The 15,459-nt window shown below is 72.9% G+C and carries 13 protein-coding genes; 5 read left to right on the forward strand and 8 right to left on the reverse strand.

Features of this window, described 5'->3' with window-relative positions; genetic code table 11:
* Window positions 1-46: 46 nt before the first annotated feature.
* On the reverse strand, window positions 47-1,612 hold the full coding sequence (locus QSK15_RS09180; protein ID WP_285793748.1) for an aldehyde dehydrogenase family protein: 1,566 nt from the start codon (window positions 1,610-1,612) through the stop codon (window positions 47-49).
* A gap of 435 nt (window positions 1,613-2,047) precedes the next feature.
* On the opposite strand from QSK15_RS09180, the gene QSK15_RS09185 reads away from it, so the two are divergent.
* On the forward strand, window positions 2,048-4,951 hold the full coding sequence (locus QSK15_RS09185) for a glycoside hydrolase family 9 protein (protein ID WP_285793749.1): 2,904 nt from the start codon (window positions 2,048-2,050) through the stop codon (window positions 4,949-4,951).
* A 139-nt stretch (window positions 4,952-5,090) separates the two neighbouring features.
* Here the strand turns inward: QSK15_RS09185 and QSK15_RS09190 are convergent, their stop codons facing one another.
* From QSK15_RS09190 to bioB, 3 genes are read right to left on the reverse strand one after another with little or no spacing between them, the layout of a single operon-like run.
* Window positions 5,091-5,597, reverse strand: a complete 507-nt coding sequence (locus QSK15_RS09190; protein WP_285793750.1) for a GNAT family N-acetyltransferase — start codon at window positions 5,595-5,597, stop codon at window positions 5,091-5,093.
* Window positions 5,598-5,601: 4 nt separating this feature from the next.
* On the reverse strand, window positions 5,602-5,793 hold the full coding sequence (bsaP, locus tag QSK15_RS09195; protein ID WP_285793751.1) for a biotin synthase auxiliary protein BsaP: 192 nt from the start codon (window positions 5,791-5,793) through the stop codon (window positions 5,602-5,604).
* 5 nt (window positions 5,794-5,798) lie between these two features.
* A complete protein-coding gene (bioB, locus tag QSK15_RS09200) occupies window positions 5,799-6,794 on the reverse strand; it encodes a biotin synthase BioB (RefSeq protein ID WP_030336132.1) in 996 nt (331 codons plus the stop codon).
* Between the two features lie 203 nt (window positions 6,795-6,997).
* On the opposite strand from bioB, the gene QSK15_RS09205 reads away from it, so the two are divergent.
* The 4 genes from QSK15_RS09205 (at window position 6,998) to QSK15_RS09220 (ending at window position 11,569) form a co-directional block, all read left to right on the forward strand.
* Window positions 6,998-8,134, forward strand: coding sequence for an 8-amino-7-oxononanoate synthase (locus QSK15_RS09205; RefSeq protein ID WP_285793752.1), 1,137 nt, complete (start codon window positions 6,998-7,000; stop codon window positions 8,132-8,134).
* A gap of 173 nt (window positions 8,135-8,307) precedes the next feature.
* On the forward strand, window positions 8,308-9,033 hold the full coding sequence (bioD, locus tag QSK15_RS09210; protein ID WP_285793753.1) for a dethiobiotin synthase: 726 nt from the start codon (window positions 8,308-8,310) through the stop codon (window positions 9,031-9,033).
* 287 nt (window positions 9,034-9,320) lie between these two features.
* Window positions 9,321-10,892: a sensor histidine kinase gene (locus QSK15_RS09215; protein ID WP_285793754.1), complete on the forward strand. Its 1,572-nt coding sequence runs from the start codon at window positions 9,321-9,323 to the stop codon at window positions 10,890-10,892.
* Window positions 10,892-11,569, forward strand: a complete 678-nt coding sequence (locus tag QSK15_RS09220; RefSeq protein ID WP_285793755.1) for a response regulator — start codon at window positions 10,892-10,894, stop codon at window positions 11,567-11,569. The genes QSK15_RS09215 and QSK15_RS09220 overlap by 1 nt, the downstream gene beginning before the upstream one ends.
* Before the next feature lie 36 nt (window positions 11,570-11,605).
* Here the strand turns inward: QSK15_RS09220 and QSK15_RS09225 are convergent, their stop codons facing one another.
* The 4 genes from QSK15_RS09225 to QSK15_RS09240 all read right to left on the reverse strand — a co-directional run bounded on the left by QSK15_RS09225 (window position 11,606) and on the right by QSK15_RS09240 (window position 15,458).
* Window positions 11,606-12,376 carry an ABC transporter permease subunit gene (locus QSK15_RS09225; RefSeq protein ID WP_285793756.1) on the reverse strand — a complete coding sequence of 257 codons (771 nt, stop codon included), beginning with the start codon at window positions 12,374-12,376 and terminating at the stop codon, window positions 11,606-11,608.
* Complete coding sequence (locus tag QSK15_RS09230) at window positions 12,373-13,305, reverse strand: ABC transporter ATP-binding protein (protein ID WP_285793757.1); 933 nt, start codon at window positions 13,303-13,305, stop codon at window positions 12,373-12,375. Before QSK15_RS09230 ends, QSK15_RS09225 begins: the two co-directional genes overlap by 4 nt.
* 89 nt (window positions 13,306-13,394) lie before the next feature.
* Window positions 13,395-14,243 (reverse strand): polysaccharide deacetylase family protein, encoded by an 849-nt coding sequence (locus tag QSK15_RS09235; RefSeq protein ID WP_285793758.1) that lies wholly within the window; start codon window positions 14,241-14,243, stop codon window positions 13,395-13,397.
* A 24-nt stretch (window positions 14,244-14,267) separates the two neighbouring features.
* Complete coding sequence (locus QSK15_RS09240; RefSeq protein ID WP_285793759.1) at window positions 14,268-15,458, reverse strand: cytochrome P450; 1,191 nt, start codon at window positions 15,456-15,458, stop codon at window positions 14,268-14,270.
* Window position 15,459 lies beyond the last annotated feature (1 nt).

Consider the following 15,459-nt stretch of genomic DNA (forward strand, 5'->3'; position numbering starts at 1 on the left):
GCGAGGGCCCGCCGCCTGTCGCCGGGGCCCTCGCCGCGTACGCCGATCAGGTGGCGGGGTAGCTGCTGTAGTCGGGGAAGTTGCCGTAGAGCCGGCTGTCGCCGCCGACGGTGACGGCCTGCACCAGCAGGTCGCCGCCGACGAACGCGCCCTTCCAGGAGGCGCCCCGGCCGCCGAACGGTTCGTCCCGGTCACCGCGTGAGCGTGGCTTGTTGATGCCCACCTTGAACGCCTGCAGGTCGACCGCGAGCTTGCCGGCCTCGTCGGTGTCGTCGCAGGCCAGCGAGGCGACGAGCGCGCCGTTGGAGGCGTTCATGGCGGCCAGCAGTTCGTCGGTGGTGTCCACCACGACGATGGTGTCGACCGGCCCGAACGGTTCGGCGTGCATCAGCCGGGACCTGCCGGGCGGGGCGAGCAGCACCGACGGCGCCACGTACGCGGACGTGTCCTGCCCGGGGAGGAACGGCGCGCCGGTGAGCTTGCCCCGGTGCAGGGGAATCGCGCCGCCCCGCATCGCCTCGTCGACTTTGCGGTGCAGCTCCTCGGCCTTGACGGCGCTGATCAGCGGGCCGAAGTCCAGTTCGGGCAGCGGGTCACCGGCGGTCCAGTCGTCGCCGACGGCGAGCGGGTGTCCGAAGCGGACCGAGCGGACGACCGGCAGGTACATGTCGAGGAACTCGTCGACCAGGTCGCGCTGCACCACGAACCGGGGGTACGCGGTGCAGCGCTGCTTGCCGTACTCGAAGCCCTTCTTCAGGTGCGTGGCGAGCAGGTCCCACTGGGAGAAGTTCCAGATGCCCCAGGCGTTGAGGCCCTCCTGTTCGATGAAGTGCCGCTTGTCGCTGTCGAGCAGCGCGGCGGCCACCTTGCCGCCGTTGGACCGGCCGCCGACGAACGCCACCGCGCCGATCTCGGGTGCCCGGACCAGCACCTCGGACAGTTCGGCGCCGCTGCCGGAGACGAGGGTGGCGGGCAACCCGGCCCGGCGCATCAGCGCGTGTGCGACGGTCAGGCAGACCGCGCCGCCCTGGGACGGGGTCTTGGCGATGACCGCGTTGCCGGCCAGGAGTTGCACCAGTTCGGCGTGCACCAGGACGCTCATCGGGTAGTTCCACGAGGCGATGTTGCTGACCGGGCCGGGTAGCGGCTCGCGGCCGTCGGCGAGCATCCGGTCGATCTCGCCCGCGTACCAGCGGACGCCGTCGAGCGCCCGGTCCACGTCGGCGCAGGCCAGCCGCCACGGCTTGCCGATCTCCCAGACCAGCAGCAGGGCGAGCAGGTCGCGGTGGGCGGTGAGCGAGTCGAGGGCGTCGGCGACCCGGGCCTTGCGGTCGGCCAGCGGGGTCTGCGCCCAGGCCCGGTGTGCGGCGGCCGCGTGTGCGACGGCGGCGCGGGCGGTGTCGGCGTCGAGGCGGGGCAGGTTGACCAGGACGGTGTTGTCCACCGGGGTACGGACCGCGGCGGGCTGGCCGACCGCCCGCCATTCGCCTTCGACCAGGTTGTGCAGTGTGGTGACGCCGTCGACCTCGGGGCCGAACGCCTCCGGGGTGGCGGCCACCGCGCGGGCCAGGATGTCGGTCCAGGCGGTGCCGTCGGCGAGTCGTAGTGCCATCGCTTCTCCTCAGGGTTTGACCGGGGAGCGGCGGCGTCGACGGCACCGCTGGTGCTCGGTACTGTCTCGCGCCCGGTAGTGGGTCAGCAACAGTACGTTTGTCTGGCTGGCCGCCGACGCCTCCGAACGGCGTGAGGATCTTTCTGGGGGAGTGGGCGATGAGCTGCGGAAACGGTGACAACTAATCGACAAGTATCGATGGTGTGAGATGGTCCGCAGTGGTTACTCGCGAGTAGACCGCCGGGCCCGCACGCCGCCGCCCCGGCCGGCAGGCTTCCCAACCGACGGCCCGACCATTACATTGTCGACTATCCATGGGAGCGCTTCCATGACCCATGGTCACACCGCCACCCCCGCTGTCGCCGGTGGCCGTGCCGCCCGTACGCCGTCCCGCGTCGGTGCGACCGCCGGCGGCGCCTCCGACAGGAGCCCGCCATGCGCCACCTGACCCGGCCGTTCAGCGGCCAGCCCGGCCGGTCACCGGCCGCCGACCAGCCCTGGCCACGGCGACTGCTGGCCGTCGGCGTCGCGCTGCTCACCGGCGCGTCCCTCACGGTGACCGCGCCGCCGTCCGCGCCCGCCCTGGCCGCGCCGGCGGCGACCTACAACTACGCCGAGGCGTTGCAGAAGTCGCTGCTCTTCTACGAGGCGCAGCAGTCCGGCCGGCTGCCCGACTGGAACCGGGTCTCCTGGCGCGGCGACAGCGCGCTCACCGACGGCGCCAGCGCGGGTGTCGACCTCACCGGCGGCTGGTACGACGCCGGCGACCACGTCAAGTTCGGCTTCCCGATGGCGTTCAGCGCCACCATGCTCGCCTGGGGCGCTGTCGAGTACCGCAGCGGCTACACCGCCTCCGGGCAACTGCCGCACCTGCTCAACAACCTGCGCTTCGTCAACGACTACTTCATCAAGGCACACCCGTCCGCCAACGTCCTCTACGGACAGGTCGGCAAGGGCGACGACGACCACAAGTGGTGGGGCCCGGCCGAGGTGATGCCGATGGCGCGGCCCGCGTACAAGATCGATGCGAGCTGTGGCGGCGCGGACCTGGCGGGGGAGACGGCGGCCGCGATGGCCGCCTCCTCGATGGTGTTCCGGCCCACCGACGCCGCCTACGCGGACAAGCTGCTCGGGCACGCCCGGCAGCTCTACACCTTCGCCGACACGGTGCGGAAGGCCTACCACGAGTGCATCACCGACGCCACCAGCTTCTACCGGTCCTGGAGCGGCTGGCAGGACGAGCTGGTCTGGGCCGCGATCTGGCTGCACCGGGCCACCGGCGAGGCCAGCTACCTGACCAAGGCCGAGAGTGAGTACGACAAGCTCGGCACCGAGAACCAGACCACCACCCGCTCCTACAAGTGGACCATCGCCTGGGACAACAAGCAGTTCGGGGCGTACGTGCTGCTGGCCAACCTGACCGGCAAGCAGAAGTACGTCGACGACGCCAACCGGTGGCTGGACTACTGGACCGTCGGGGTGAACGGGCAGCGGGTTCCGTACTCACCGGGCGGGATGGCGGTGCTCGACTCCTGGGGTGCGCTGCGCTACGCCGCGAACACCTCGTTCGCCGCGCTGGTCTACAGCGACAAGACCACCGACACCACCCGTAAGGCGCGCTACCACGACTTCGCCGTCCGACAGATCAACTACGCGCTCGGCGACAACCCGCGCAACTCCAGCTACGTCATCGGATTCGGCGCCAACTCACCGAAGAACCCGCACCACCGCACCGCGCACGGCTCCTGGTGGGACAGCCAGACCGTGCCCGTCGAGACGCGGCACACCCTCTACGGCGCGCTGGTCGGCGGCCCGTCCTCGCCCAACGACGCGTACAGCGACAGCCGGTCGGACTACGTGATGAACGAGGTGGCCACCGACTACAACGCCGGCTTCACGTCCGCGCTGGTCCGGCTGACCTCCGAGTACGGCGGCACGCCGCTGGCGAACTTCCCGGTCACCGAGACGCCGGACATCGACGAGCTGACCGTGGAGACCACTGTGGCGCAGGCCGAACCGCGGGCCACCGGGCTCAAGGTGATGGTCTACAACAAGTCCGCATTCCCGGCCCGCGCGCTGACCGACGGGAAGTTCCGGTACTACTTCCGGCCCGACGGCAGCGGACCGGTGCAGGTGACCGCCGGCTACACCCAGGGTTGCCCGTCCCCGACCACTGCCAAGCAGTTCAGCGGGGACATCTGGTACGTCGAGGTGGACTGCACCGGGTACACCATCGCCCCGGCCGGTCAGTCACAGCACCGGATGGAGGTCCAGTTCAAGGTCGGCGTGCCGGAGGGCGGCACCTGGGACCCGACCAACGACCCGTCGTACCAGGCCACCGCCGGGCCCAACCGGAAGGTGCCGCTCTACTCCGGCAGCACCCGGGTCTGGGGCGAGGAGCCCGGGCCTGTCGTCCCGGACACCACCGCGCCGACCGTTCCCGGCACACCGGCCGCGTCAGCCGTCACGTCGAGCGGGCTCACGCTGACCTGGGCGGCGTCCACCGACACGGGCGGCAGCGGCCTGGCCGGCTACGAGATCACCCAGGCACAGACGGGCAGCGACGCGCTGGTGCTGCGGACCGCCACCACCAACACGCTCGCGGTGACCGGACTGCTGCCGGAACGCACGTACCAGTTCACCGTGCGGGCCCTCGACGGCGCCGGCAACCGGTCCGCGTCGTCGGCTGCCCTCAGCGTCACCACGCCGGCCGGACCGGCGCCGGACACCACCGCGCCGACCGCGCCCGGCACCCCCGTCGCCTCGGCGGTCACCGCCACCGGACTCACCCTGAGCTGGGCGGCGTCCACCGACAACGTGGGCGTCGCCGGGTACCGGGTCTACCGCGAGGCCGGCGCCACCGACGCGCTCGTCGGCTCACCCACCGGCACCACGGTCGCCGTGACCGGGCTGACGGCCTCCACGGCGTACCAGTTCTACGTGGTGGCCGTCGACGCGGCGGGCAACACCTCTGCGGCGTCCGCGCCGGTCGGGGTGACCACCGCGGCCCCGCCGGTCGGCGGCACCTGCTCGGTGGGGTACGCCACCACCGACTGGAGCACCGGCTTCACCGCCAACGTGTCGATCACCAACACCGGCACCACCGCGATCAACGGCTGGACTTTACGGTTCAGCTTCCCCGGCGGGCAGACCGTCAGCCAGGGCTGGTCGGCGACGGTCAGCCAGACCGGCGCGGCGGTCACCGCCACGAACCTGTCCTACAACGGCACGATCGCGCCGGGGGCGTCGGTGAGCTTCGGCTTCAACGGCAACCACAACGGCAGCAACCCGAAGCCGACCGCCTTCACCGTCAACACCACCACCTGCACCATCGCCTGACCCGCTCCGCGTTCGAGATCTTGGACAGTTGCCGTTCGTGCTGCGGACGGTAACTGTCCAAGATCTGCGATCGGGTAGGCGATCCGCTACCAACGCCAACCGGCGGATGCCGCGGCGCCGCTGACCCGGCGACTCGCGCTCAGTCCACCAGGTCGTCGGCGAGCAGGTCCATCAACAAGCCGTCGTGCCAGCGGCCGTCCGCGCCGCGCTCGTAACGGCGCAGCACCCCCACCGGCCGAAAACCGACCTTCGCGTACGCCCGGATGGCGGCGCTGTTCGCCGCCGCCGGGTCGATGGTGAAGCGGTGGTGGCCGTACTCGTCGATCAGGTGTCGGGCCAGGGTGCGGATGGCGTCACCGCCGAGGCCGGCACCGCGTACCGCCGGGTCGAGGAAGACGTCCAGGCTGGCGTGGCGGTAGTCCGGGTCCGACTCGGCGTACCACTGGATCGCGCCGATCACCCGGCCGTCGTGCTCGATCGCGTACACGTGCAGGTCGTCGTCGGCGAGGTCGGCGCGCACCGAATCGGCCAGGTCGTCGCCGCCCCGCCACCACCGGCGTACCTCCGGGTCGGCCCGGATCGCCGTGAGGGCCGGCACGTCCCCGGCCGTCGCCGGTCGTAGGGTCACCGCCCGCCCGCGCAGCACCGGCTCAGCCCCGGATCTCGCCGTGCTCGACGCAGACCGCCGACCAGCCCACCGGCAGCACCTGCACCTTCATCCGACGTCGGCAGCGCTGGCAGAACCGGGGCGGCTCCAACTGGCGGGCCGACGCGCAGCCCGGGTGGGCGGTGGCCGTCACCGCCTCGCCGCACCGGTCGCACCACAGTTCGGTGGTCGTCATGGTCGTCACAGCGTGGCGGAGAGAGCCTTGACCGGCATCTTCAGCTCGTTGAGCAGCTCCAGGTCGGCAGTAGCCGGTCGACCGAGCGTGGTCAGGTAATTGCCGACGATCACCGCGTTGATGCCGCCGAGCAGACCGTCGCGGGTGCCGAGGTCGCCGAGGGTGATCTCACGACCACCGGCGTACCGCAGGATGGTGCGCGGCATGGCCAACCGGAACGCGGCGATGGCCCGCAGCGCGTCCTTGCCCTCGACCACCGGGCGGTCACCCAGCGGGGTGCCGGGGCGCGGGTTGAGGAAGTTGAGCGGCACCTCGTGCGGGTCCAACTCGGCGAGCTGCGCGGCGAACTCGGCCCGCTGTTCGACGGTCTCGCCGAGGCCGAGGATGCCGCCGCAGCACACCTCCATGCCGGAGTCGCGAACCATCCGCAGCGTCTCCCAGCGCTCCTCCCACGAGTGGGTGGTGACCACGTTGGGGAAGTACGACCGGCAGGTCTCCAGGTTGTGGTTGTACCGGTGCACGCCCATGTCGACCAGGTCGTCGACCTGCTCCTTGGTGAGCATGCCCAGCGACGCGGCGACCTGGATGTCGACCGCCGCCTTGATGGCGGCGACACCCTCGCGCATCTGCTTCATGAGCCGGGCGTCCGGACCGCGGACGGCGGCGACGATGCAGAACTCGGTGGCCCCGGTCGCGGCGGTCTGCTTCGCCGCCTCGACCAGCGACGGAATGTCCAGCCAGACCGAGCGCACCGGTGAGGTGAACAGACCCGACTGCGAGCAGAAGTGGCAGTCTTCCGGGCAGCCGCCGGTCTTGAGCGAAACGATTCCCTCGACCTCGACCTCCGGGCCGCACCAGCGCATCCGCACCTCGTGGGCGAGCTGGAGGGCGGCGGGTAGGTGCTCGTCGGGCAGGTTCAACACGGCGAGGACGCCGGCCTGATCGAGGCCGACACCGTCACCCAGGACCTGGGTCCGGGCCTGGTCGAGGATCTCTGGCATGGCTCGTACCCTACTAGGCCTGTGCCAAAGCCCCCGGTCGCTGCCTAGGCCCGTCACAGGCCTCGGCTCTCCGATCAGCCGGAATGACCTGGCAGCCCGGTCGGCGCCGCACACCGAGTGGAATCGTCGGGCCGGTGGCGGCGGGTGGTAATTTCGCCCGGCGGGTGTCGGGCTGACCGGCAGGCAAGCGGGGGAGGGTGACGGTGGCGGACTGGCTCGCGGCGCTCGACCGCCGCGCCGAGCTGCGGGCGAAGGCCGGGCTCACCCGGCGACTGCGTCCGCGTCCGGCCGACGACCAGATGACCGATCTGGCCGGCAACGACTATCTCGGCCTGGCCACCCACCCGGAGGTCACCGCCGCGGCCACGGCGGCACTCTCGGCGTACGGGCTGGGGGCGACCGGGTCGCGCCTGGTGCGGGGCTCCACCGACGCGCACCGGGCGCTGGAGGAGGACCTGGCCCGCTGGCTGGGCACCGACGGCGCCCTGGTCTTCTCCTCCGGCTACCTGGCCAACCTCGGTGCGCTGCGGGCGCTCGTCCAACCTCGGACGCTGCTCGTCTCCGACGCGCACAACCACGCGTCGCTGATCGACGGTTGCCGACTCTCCGGCGCCGAGACGGTGGTCACCCCGCACGCCGACGTGGACGCGGTCGCCGCCGCGCTCGCGTCCGCTCCCGGCCGCCCGGCGGTGGTGGTGACCGAGTCGGTCTTCTCGGTCGACGGTGATCTCGCCCCACTGGCCCGGCTGCACTCGGTGGCCCGCCGGCACGGCGCGTTGCTGCTGGTCGACGACGCGCACGCGCTCGGCCTCACCGGTCCGGCCGGCGCGGGCGCGGTCGCGGCCAGCGGCTTGGCCGGCGAGCCGGACGTGGTGGTCACCGCCACCCTGTCCAAGGCGCTCGGTGGCGCGGGTGGTGTCGTCGCCGGCCCGGCCGAGTTCGTCCGGCACCTGGTCGAGACCGGGCGCACGTTCATCTTCGACACGGCACTGCCGCCGGCGGTCGCCGCCGGTGTGCACGCCGCGTTGCGGCTCGCCCAGGCCGGCGACGACCTGCGTGCCGAGCTGTCCGACCGGGTGGCGCTGGCGGTCGGTCGCCTGCGGGCGGCCGGGCTGACCGTCTCCGCCCCGGACGCGGCGGTGATCTCGGTGACCGCCCCCGGGCCGGAGGCGGCGACCGACTGGGCCGCCGACTGCCGGGACCGGGGCGTCGCGGTGGGTTGTTTCCGGCCGCCGTCCACCCCGGACAGCCGTTCCCGCCTGCGCCTCACGGTCAGCGCGGGGGTGCCGCGCGCGGCGTTCGAGCGGGCGCTGGATGTCATCGTGGACACTGCGCCGTGAGCGCGAGGAGTGAGCCGGGTTTGCGAGCCCCGCAGTCGCGAACAGGGGTAGCGCCGTGAGCGCGAGGAGTGAGCCGGTTTTGCGAGCCCCGCAGTCGCGAACAGGGGTAGCGCCGTGAGCGCGAGGAGTGAGCCGGTGTTGCGAGCCCCGCAGTCGCGAACAGGGGTGGCGCCGTGAGCGGGTGGGCGGGGCCGGTTCTGGTGACCGGGACGGACACCGAGGTCGGCAAGACGGTGGTGACCGCGGCGATCGCGGCCGCCGCGCAGGCGGCCGGGTTGCGGGTGGCGGTGATCAAACCGGGCCAGACCGGTACGGCCGGTGGTGAGCCCGGTGACGTGGACTCGGTCCACCGGTTGGCTGCGCCGTTGACCGGTCGGACTTTGGCGAGTTACCCGGATCCGCTGGCACCGTTGGCCGCCGCGCGGGTGGCCGACCTGCCGCCGCTGGAGTTGTACACGGCGGTGGACGCCGTGCGTGCGGAGGCGGACAAGCACGACCTGGTGCTGGTCGAGGGCGCGGGTGGGTTGCTGGTGCCGATGGGGCTGCGGCCGTCGGGTGAGCCGTGGACGATGGCCGACCTGGCGGTGTCGCTCGGCGCGCCGGCGGTGGTGGTCGCCCGCGCCGGGTTGGGCACGCTCAACCACACCGCGTTGACGCTGGAGGCGCTGGACCGTCGGGCGGTGCCGGCCGGCGTGGTGATCGGTGCCTGGCCGACCAGGCCGGAGCTGGTGCACTGGACGAATCTCACCGACATGGTGCCGAACCTGCTCGGTGCGCTGCCCGACGGTGCGGGCGCGATGGATCCGGGTGTGTTCCGGCGGTCCGCGCCGGGTTGGCTCACCCCAGCCCTGCACGGCGTGCTCGACGACTGGCGGGTCTGGGCCGAGGAGAGCAGCTGAACACCTGACCGTCGGTGTCCGGGCGGGCCGGGCTCCGCCGCCGTTGGCGGCTGTGATCGGTCCGCAACCGGGGATGCCGGAGGTCGTGGTTGCCGTTCGCCACCAGGGTGGGCTGCTGGATCGCGGCCAGCCGGTCGAGCGCGGCGGCGCTGGAGGATGCCCCAGTCGGCGATGGCCTCGGCCTGCGCGTCCCGTACGGCGAGGGTCGTGGGGGCACGGCCGGGGACAGCCGAACACCTGACTTTCGTCAGTGTCCGGTCCTGGTGCGCGTGGGTAGCCTGACCGCCGTGCGGATCCTCCACTCCGCGCCGCCGGGTTGGCCGCACCGGCGGCGTCGCCTGCTGCTGGACGTGCTGCTCTGGGCGGTGGTGGCCGCCCCGGTCGGCTACGCCGGGATCAGCCCGCCCTATTCGCGGTACGCGTTGCCGCTGCTGGTCGGCAACCTGCTGGTGCTCACCGCGGCGGTGGTGGCGAGTCGACGTCAGCCGTTGGTCTCCCTGGTGCTGGTGGTGCTCGGGTCGTTGGTCGACGGCAACTTCCTGTTCGCCATTCCGGTCTTCAGCTATCTCGCCGGGCGACGCAGCGCCACCGCGGGTCCGTCGATCATGGTCTTCGTACTGATCACGGCCGGTGGCACGGTGCTCAACCTGGGACTGCTCGGCGCCGGAGCGGCCACCTGGTTCCTGCTCGCCTCGGTGCTGCTCTTCGCCGCCGTGTTCCCGTGGCTGGTGGGCCGGTACCGCCGCCAGCAGCAGGAACTCGCGGAGGCGGGTCGCCGGCACGTCGACGCGCTGACCCGCGAGCAGCGTGGTGCCGCCGAGCGGATCCGGCTGCGGGAACGGGCTCGGATCGCCGGGGAGATGCACGACTCGCTCGGTCACGACCTCAGCCTGATCGCGTTGCGCGCCGCCGCCCTGGAGGTCGCCGCCGACCTGGACGACAAGCACCGGACCGCGGCGACCGAGTTGCGGGCCAGCGTCTCCGCGGCCACCGAGCGACTGCACGAGATCATCGGCGTGCTCCGCGAGGAGGGTGGCGCGTCACTGCGTCCGAGTGGGGAGACCGTCGCCGACCTGGTCGACGGTGCCCGGGAGGCCGGCATGGCGGTACGGCTGGACGCCGCCCCGGCGGTGGCGGAGCTGCCGGCGATGACCGGTCACGCGGCGCACCGGATCGTCCGTGAGGCGCTGACCAACGCGGCCCGGTACGCGCCCGGCGCGCCGGTCGACGTACGCCTCACCCGCGACGGTGACCGGGTCGAGGTGACAGTCGTCAACGACGCCCCGTCGGCCGGCCCGCTGCCCGCCCCGCCGTCGCAGGGCAGTGGGCTGCTCGCCCTCGCCGAGCGGGTCCGTCTCGCCGGCGGGACGCTTGCGGCCGGCCACCGGGCCGAGGGCGGTTTCGCGGTGCGGGCGGTGTTGCCGGCCACCGCGCCGACGGCGGAGGCGATCGGGTCGGCCGCGGAGGTCGGGCCGACGGCGTGGTCCGACGAGCGACCCGGTCCGGCGGAGGGGCCGGTGGACGCCGAGCGGCGGCTGCACGACGCCCGGCGGCGGGTCCGGCGCAGTCTGCTGGTGGCGCTCGTCGCACCGGTCGGTTTCGCCCTGGTGCTCTCGCTCGTCTACTACCCGGTGGCGACCGCCGGCACGGTGCTGGACCGGGCCACCTTCGACCAGTTGCGCGTCGGCGCGCCCCGGTCGGAGCTGGTCGGGCTGCCCCGGCGGCAGTTGGAACGCCCCGCCGCCGCCGACCGCGCCGGCTGCGAGTACTACACCGACGGCAACTTCCCCCTCGCGGAGCCCACCTGGCGACTCTGCTTCACCGATGACCGGCTGGTCAGCAAGGAGTGGATCGCGTAGTGGACACCGACACGACGGGGGCGCCCCCGATCCGGGTCGTGCTGGCCGACGACGAGGCGATGATCCGGGCCGGCGTCCGGGCCATCCTCGCGAGTGACCCCGGCATCGAGGTGATCGCCGAGGCCGGCGACGGGCACGCGGCGGTGGAACTGGTCCGGGCCCACCGACCCCGGGTCGCGCTACTGGACATCCGGATGCCGCGACTGGACGGGTTGGCCGCCGCCGCCGAGATCCGCCGGGTCGTGCCGGACACATCGACGATCATGCTGACCACGTTCGGCGAGGACGACCACGTGGCAAGGGCGCTCGGGCACGGTGCCAGCGGGTTCCTGCTCAAGGCCGGCGACCCGCGTGAGCTGATCGCCGGTGTGCACGCCGTCGCCGACGGTGGGGCCTACCTGTCGCCGGCCGTGGCCCGCCGGGTGATCGAGCTGGGGGCCGGGCGGTTGGCCCGCCGGCCGGCGGCCCGGGACCGTACGGCCGGGCTGACCGAGCGGGAACGGGAGGTGCTGGCCCTGGTCGGGGCGGGCCTGTCCAACGCCGAGATCGCCCGCCGGCTGCACCTCGTCGAGGGCACCGTGAAGAGCTACCTGACCAGCATCTTCACCCGACTGGATGTGCGCAACCGGGTGCAGGCGGCAATCCTCGCGTACGAGGCGGGGTTGGTCGACGGCTGAGCGGGGGCCGGGGAGCCCCCGCTCAGCCGACTTCCCTTACGCGTCGCGGCGGCGCAGCGCGGCCCGGCCCAGCAGCAGTGCGCCGCCGGCCCACCCGGCGAGCACGAGCAGCCCGACCGCTGGCGGGTACGGCTCGGTGTCGCCGGCCAGGAAGTGCCCGCCGGCCACGCCGGGGAACCCGTCGGCGATCCGGTTCAGCACGTCGATGTCCGGCTCCTGGAGCGACAGCGGCACGATCATCAGGGTGGCGAGGAGCACGGTGAGGGTGAGCACCGCGCTGCGCAGCGCCGCGCCGAGGCCCAGCGCGAGGACGCCGACGAGCGCCAGGTAGGTCGCCACCGCCACGATGTCGCCGATCGTGTCGGCGGCCGGGGCGCTGCCCCACTCGCCGAGCACCGGCCGGGCGACCAGCGCGCCGACGCCGCCGAGCAGCAACCCGAGCGCGAAGGTGACAGCGCCGGCGACAGCGGCCTTGGAAAGCAGTACGCGACCACGCGAGGGGGTGCACTGCAACGTCGTGCGGATGGTGCCACTGGTGAACTCGGCGGTGATCGCGAGCAGACCCAGCGCCAGCACCACGTACTGGGTGAGCTCGACCGAGCCGATCAGCACGCTGCCGACGGTGACGATCCCCCGGTCGTCGGTCGGGTCGTCGTTGGTGTTGTCGTTCGCCGCGTAGATGGCCAGTTGACCGGCGCTGGCCGCCATCACCAGCAGCCCGGCCACCGCCGTCCACCAGGTGCTCCGGACGGAGGAGAGCTTGGTCCACTCGGCGGCCACGACGCCGTGCCGGCTGGTGGTGCTCATCGCGCCCCACCCCCGGTCGTGCCTCCGGCGTACTCGACGCTGTCGGCGGTCAGCTCCATGAACGCCTGCTCCAGCGACGCGGCGTGCGCGCTCAGCTCGTGCAGGCGTATCCCCAGCTCGTGGGCCAGGTCGCCGACCTGGTCCGCGGTGACGCCGGTGACGGTCAGCTCGTTGCGGTCGGCCGCCTCGACGTCCGCCCCGGCGGCGGTGAGGCGCGCCGCGAGGGCGGCCAGCCCGTCCGGGTGCGGGCTGCGGACCCGCACCGCGACGGTGCCGCGGGCGATCACCTCGCCGATCGGCGCGTCGGCGAGCAGCCGTCCCCGGCCGATCACCACGAGCTGGTCGGCGGTGAGCTGCATCTCGCTCATCAGGTGGCTGGAGACGAAGACGGTGCGCCCCTCGTCGGCGAGTGACCGCATCAGGTGCCGCACCCAGCGCACCCCGTCCGGGTCGAGGCCGTTCACCGGCTCGTCGAACATCAGCACCGGCGGGTCGCCGAGCAGCGCGCCGGCGATGCCGAGCCGTTGGCCCATGCCGAGCGAAAGTGTCCGCCCCGGTTTGCCGGCGGCCCGTGCGTCCAGCCCGACGGTGTCCAACACCTCGTCGACCCGACGGATCGGTATGCCGTTGCTGTGCGCCATGGCCCGCAGGTGCGCCCGGCCGGACCGGGCCGGGTGGATGGCCCGGGCGTCGAGCAGCGCGCCCACCTCGTGCAGCGGCCGGCGTAACTCCCGGTACGCGCGCCCGCCCACCAGGGCCTTCCCGGCGGTGGGACGGTCCAGCCCGAGGATCATCCGCATGGTGGTGGACTTGCCGGCGCCGTTGGGGCCGAGGAAGCCGGTGACCCGGCCGGGCGCGACGTCGACGGTCAGCGCGTCGACAGCGACTGTCGACCCGAACCGTTTCGTCAACCCACGTAATGTGATCATGCGCTGACGCTAGGCGAGCAGCCTGCCGCTACGCCGCGCCCGAACGGCACCACCCACCCCTGACTTTCGTCAGGCCGGTGGCGGGCTGATCACCGTACGTACTGCTCCAGCAGCGCCGGGGTGAGCCCGGCCCGATGGATCGCCTTCAACGCCGCGAGCAGGTCGTCCATCAGCGCCGGCCGGAAGTGCATCAGCAGCACGTCGCCGGGCTGGACCACCTTCTCCGGGGTCTGGTAGCGCACCTTCCCCTCGTGGACGGTCTCCGTCCAGTGGAAGACGGCCTTCGCGCCGCAGTCGTGCGCGGCCTTCAGCGTGGTGCTGTCATGCTCGCCGAACGGTGGCCGGAACAGGGTGGGCCGCTTGCCGAACAGTCCTTCCAGCCGGTCGGCGGCACCGCAGATCTCCTGCCTCTGGTAGTCGTACGACCGGCCGGCCAGCGAGTTGTGCGCGATGGTGTGGTTCTCCACCACCCCGCCCACCGCCTCGATCTGCCGGAAGTAGTCGGTGTGCTCGGCCGCCGCCGGTGAGTTGAGGAACATGGTGACCGGGATGCGTGCCTCCCAGATGAAGTCGATCACCCCCGGTGGGCGGGCCAGCCCACCGTCGTCGATGGTGATGAAGGCGACCTTCTGGTCGGTCGGCAGGCGGTGCCAGAAGGGGGCCGAACCGGTCGTCGGCAGCGGCACCGGCTGCGGCACCGGCGCCTCGGGAAACGTCGGCACCTGGGACACGTACCAGGCCAGGCTCTTGAACGCGGGTTTCGCTGTCACCGACGGCGAGACCGACGGGGTCGCGGCGGACGCGGACGCAGTCGCCTCGGCGGCGGCGACCTGCCGGGCGTGGGCCGGGTGGCCGCGGCCGACTGCGCAGCCGGTCAACGCCAGCAGGGCCAGAAGCGTGACGACGGCGGGGATCCGACGGGTGGGGGTGGCTGACACGCCCGGAAACATACCGAGTTGGTGTCAGGATCCGGTCAGCCCGGTGACAGTGCCGCCGCGGCGGACCACGAACGCGTCCGGCATCCGGAACGTGAGATTGTCCGGGCACCAGGGCGCACGGAGCACCGTCACCCCGTCCAGCAGCGGCGTCGCCTCGGCCACCACCACCGCGGCCTCCATCCGCGCCAGCACGTCCCCGACGCAGCGGTGCGCGCCCGCCCCGAACGCCAGGTGTCGGCGTGACCCCCGCTGGCCCGGACGGAACTCGTCGGGCGACTCCACCACCGCCGGGTCCCGACCGGCGCGGCCCAGCCACAGCACCAGGCTGCTGCCCGCCGGCACCACCGTCGCGCCCAGCGTGCTCTCCGTCGCGGCCACCCGTCGCCAGGTGACGATCGGTGGTTCCAGCCGCAGCCCCTCCTCCACCACGTCGGCCACCGCCACCTCACCGGTGCGCAGCCCGGCCCGTACCGCGGGCTCGCCGGCCAGCCGGTGCAGCAGCAGGGTGAGGAACTGCGAGGTGGTCTCCTGCCCGGCGACCAACAGGAAGAACAGCGCGCCCACCACCACGTCCGGCGGGTGCCCGGCCGCGCGCAGTTCGGCGGCCAAACCGCCACCGACGGCCGCGAAGTCCTGCAGTACGTGGTGGAACCGGCCCACCTCGGCGGCGAGCGCCACCTGCCGGTCGGCGTCCAGCGGTGCCCAGAACAACTCCAGCGCGGCGCGGGCGAACTCCTTGACCGCCGCCACCGGCGCGTCCGGCAACTCGACCAGCCGGGCCAGCACCAGCAACGGTAGGTCGGCGGCGAGGTCCGCGTACAGGTCGACCGGCGTGCCGGCGTCGAGCGCGGTGCCGATCCGGGCGACCCGGTCCCGGACCAGCGTGGTGAGCCACTGCCGCTGCGCGGCGACCCGGGTGGGATGCAACGCCGCCGCCACGATCGCACGGATCTGCGGGTGGCTGGCGCCCGAGTTGTTCGCCAGGGTCGGCGGCAGCCGGAACCGGTGCCCGGCGAGCACCCGCAGCGCGGTCACCGGCATCGGCGTCACCGCGTCCAGGGCGTTGTCCGGCCGGTAGGTGACCGGGTCGGCGAGGACCTGGCGGACCAGCGCGTGCCGGGTCACGACCAGGTGGGTGCCGCCGACGTGGTCCGGCACCCGGGCCACGTCCGGCCATGCGGGGTCGGCCACCTGCGCCCAGCTGCGGAACAGCACC

It is taken from the genome of Micromonospora sp. NBRC 107095 (genome assembly GCF_030269705.1).
GTDB lineage: Bacteria > Actinomycetota > Actinomycetes > Mycobacteriales > Micromonosporaceae > Micromonospora > Micromonospora parva.

What these genes read in the sequence shown, in the direction of transcription:
- QSK15_RS09185 (WP_285793749.1), top strand. Translation starts at nt 2,048, where the DNA reads ATGCGCCACCTGACCCGGCCGTTCAGCGGCCAGCCCGGCCGGTCACCG.
- QSK15_RS09225 (WP_285793756.1), bottom strand. Translation starts at nt 12,376, where the DNA reads ATGAGCACCACCAGCCGGCACGGCGTCGTGGCCGCCGAGTGGACCAAG.
- QSK15_RS09230 (WP_285793757.1), bottom strand. Translation starts at nt 13,305, where the DNA reads ATGATCACATTACGTGGGTTGACGAAACGGTTCGGGTCGACAGTCGCT.
- QSK15_RS09180 (WP_285793748.1), bottom strand. Translation starts at nt 1,612, where the DNA reads ATGGCACTACGACTCGCCGACGGCACCGCCTGGACCGACATCCTGGCC.
- bsaP (WP_285793751.1), bottom strand. Translation starts at nt 5,793, where the DNA reads ATGACGACCACCGAACTGTGGTGCGACCGGTGCGGCGAGGCGGTGACG.
- bioB (WP_030336132.1), bottom strand. Translation starts at nt 6,794, where the DNA reads ATGCCAGAGATCCTCGACCAGGCCCGGACCCAGGTCCTGGGTGACGGT.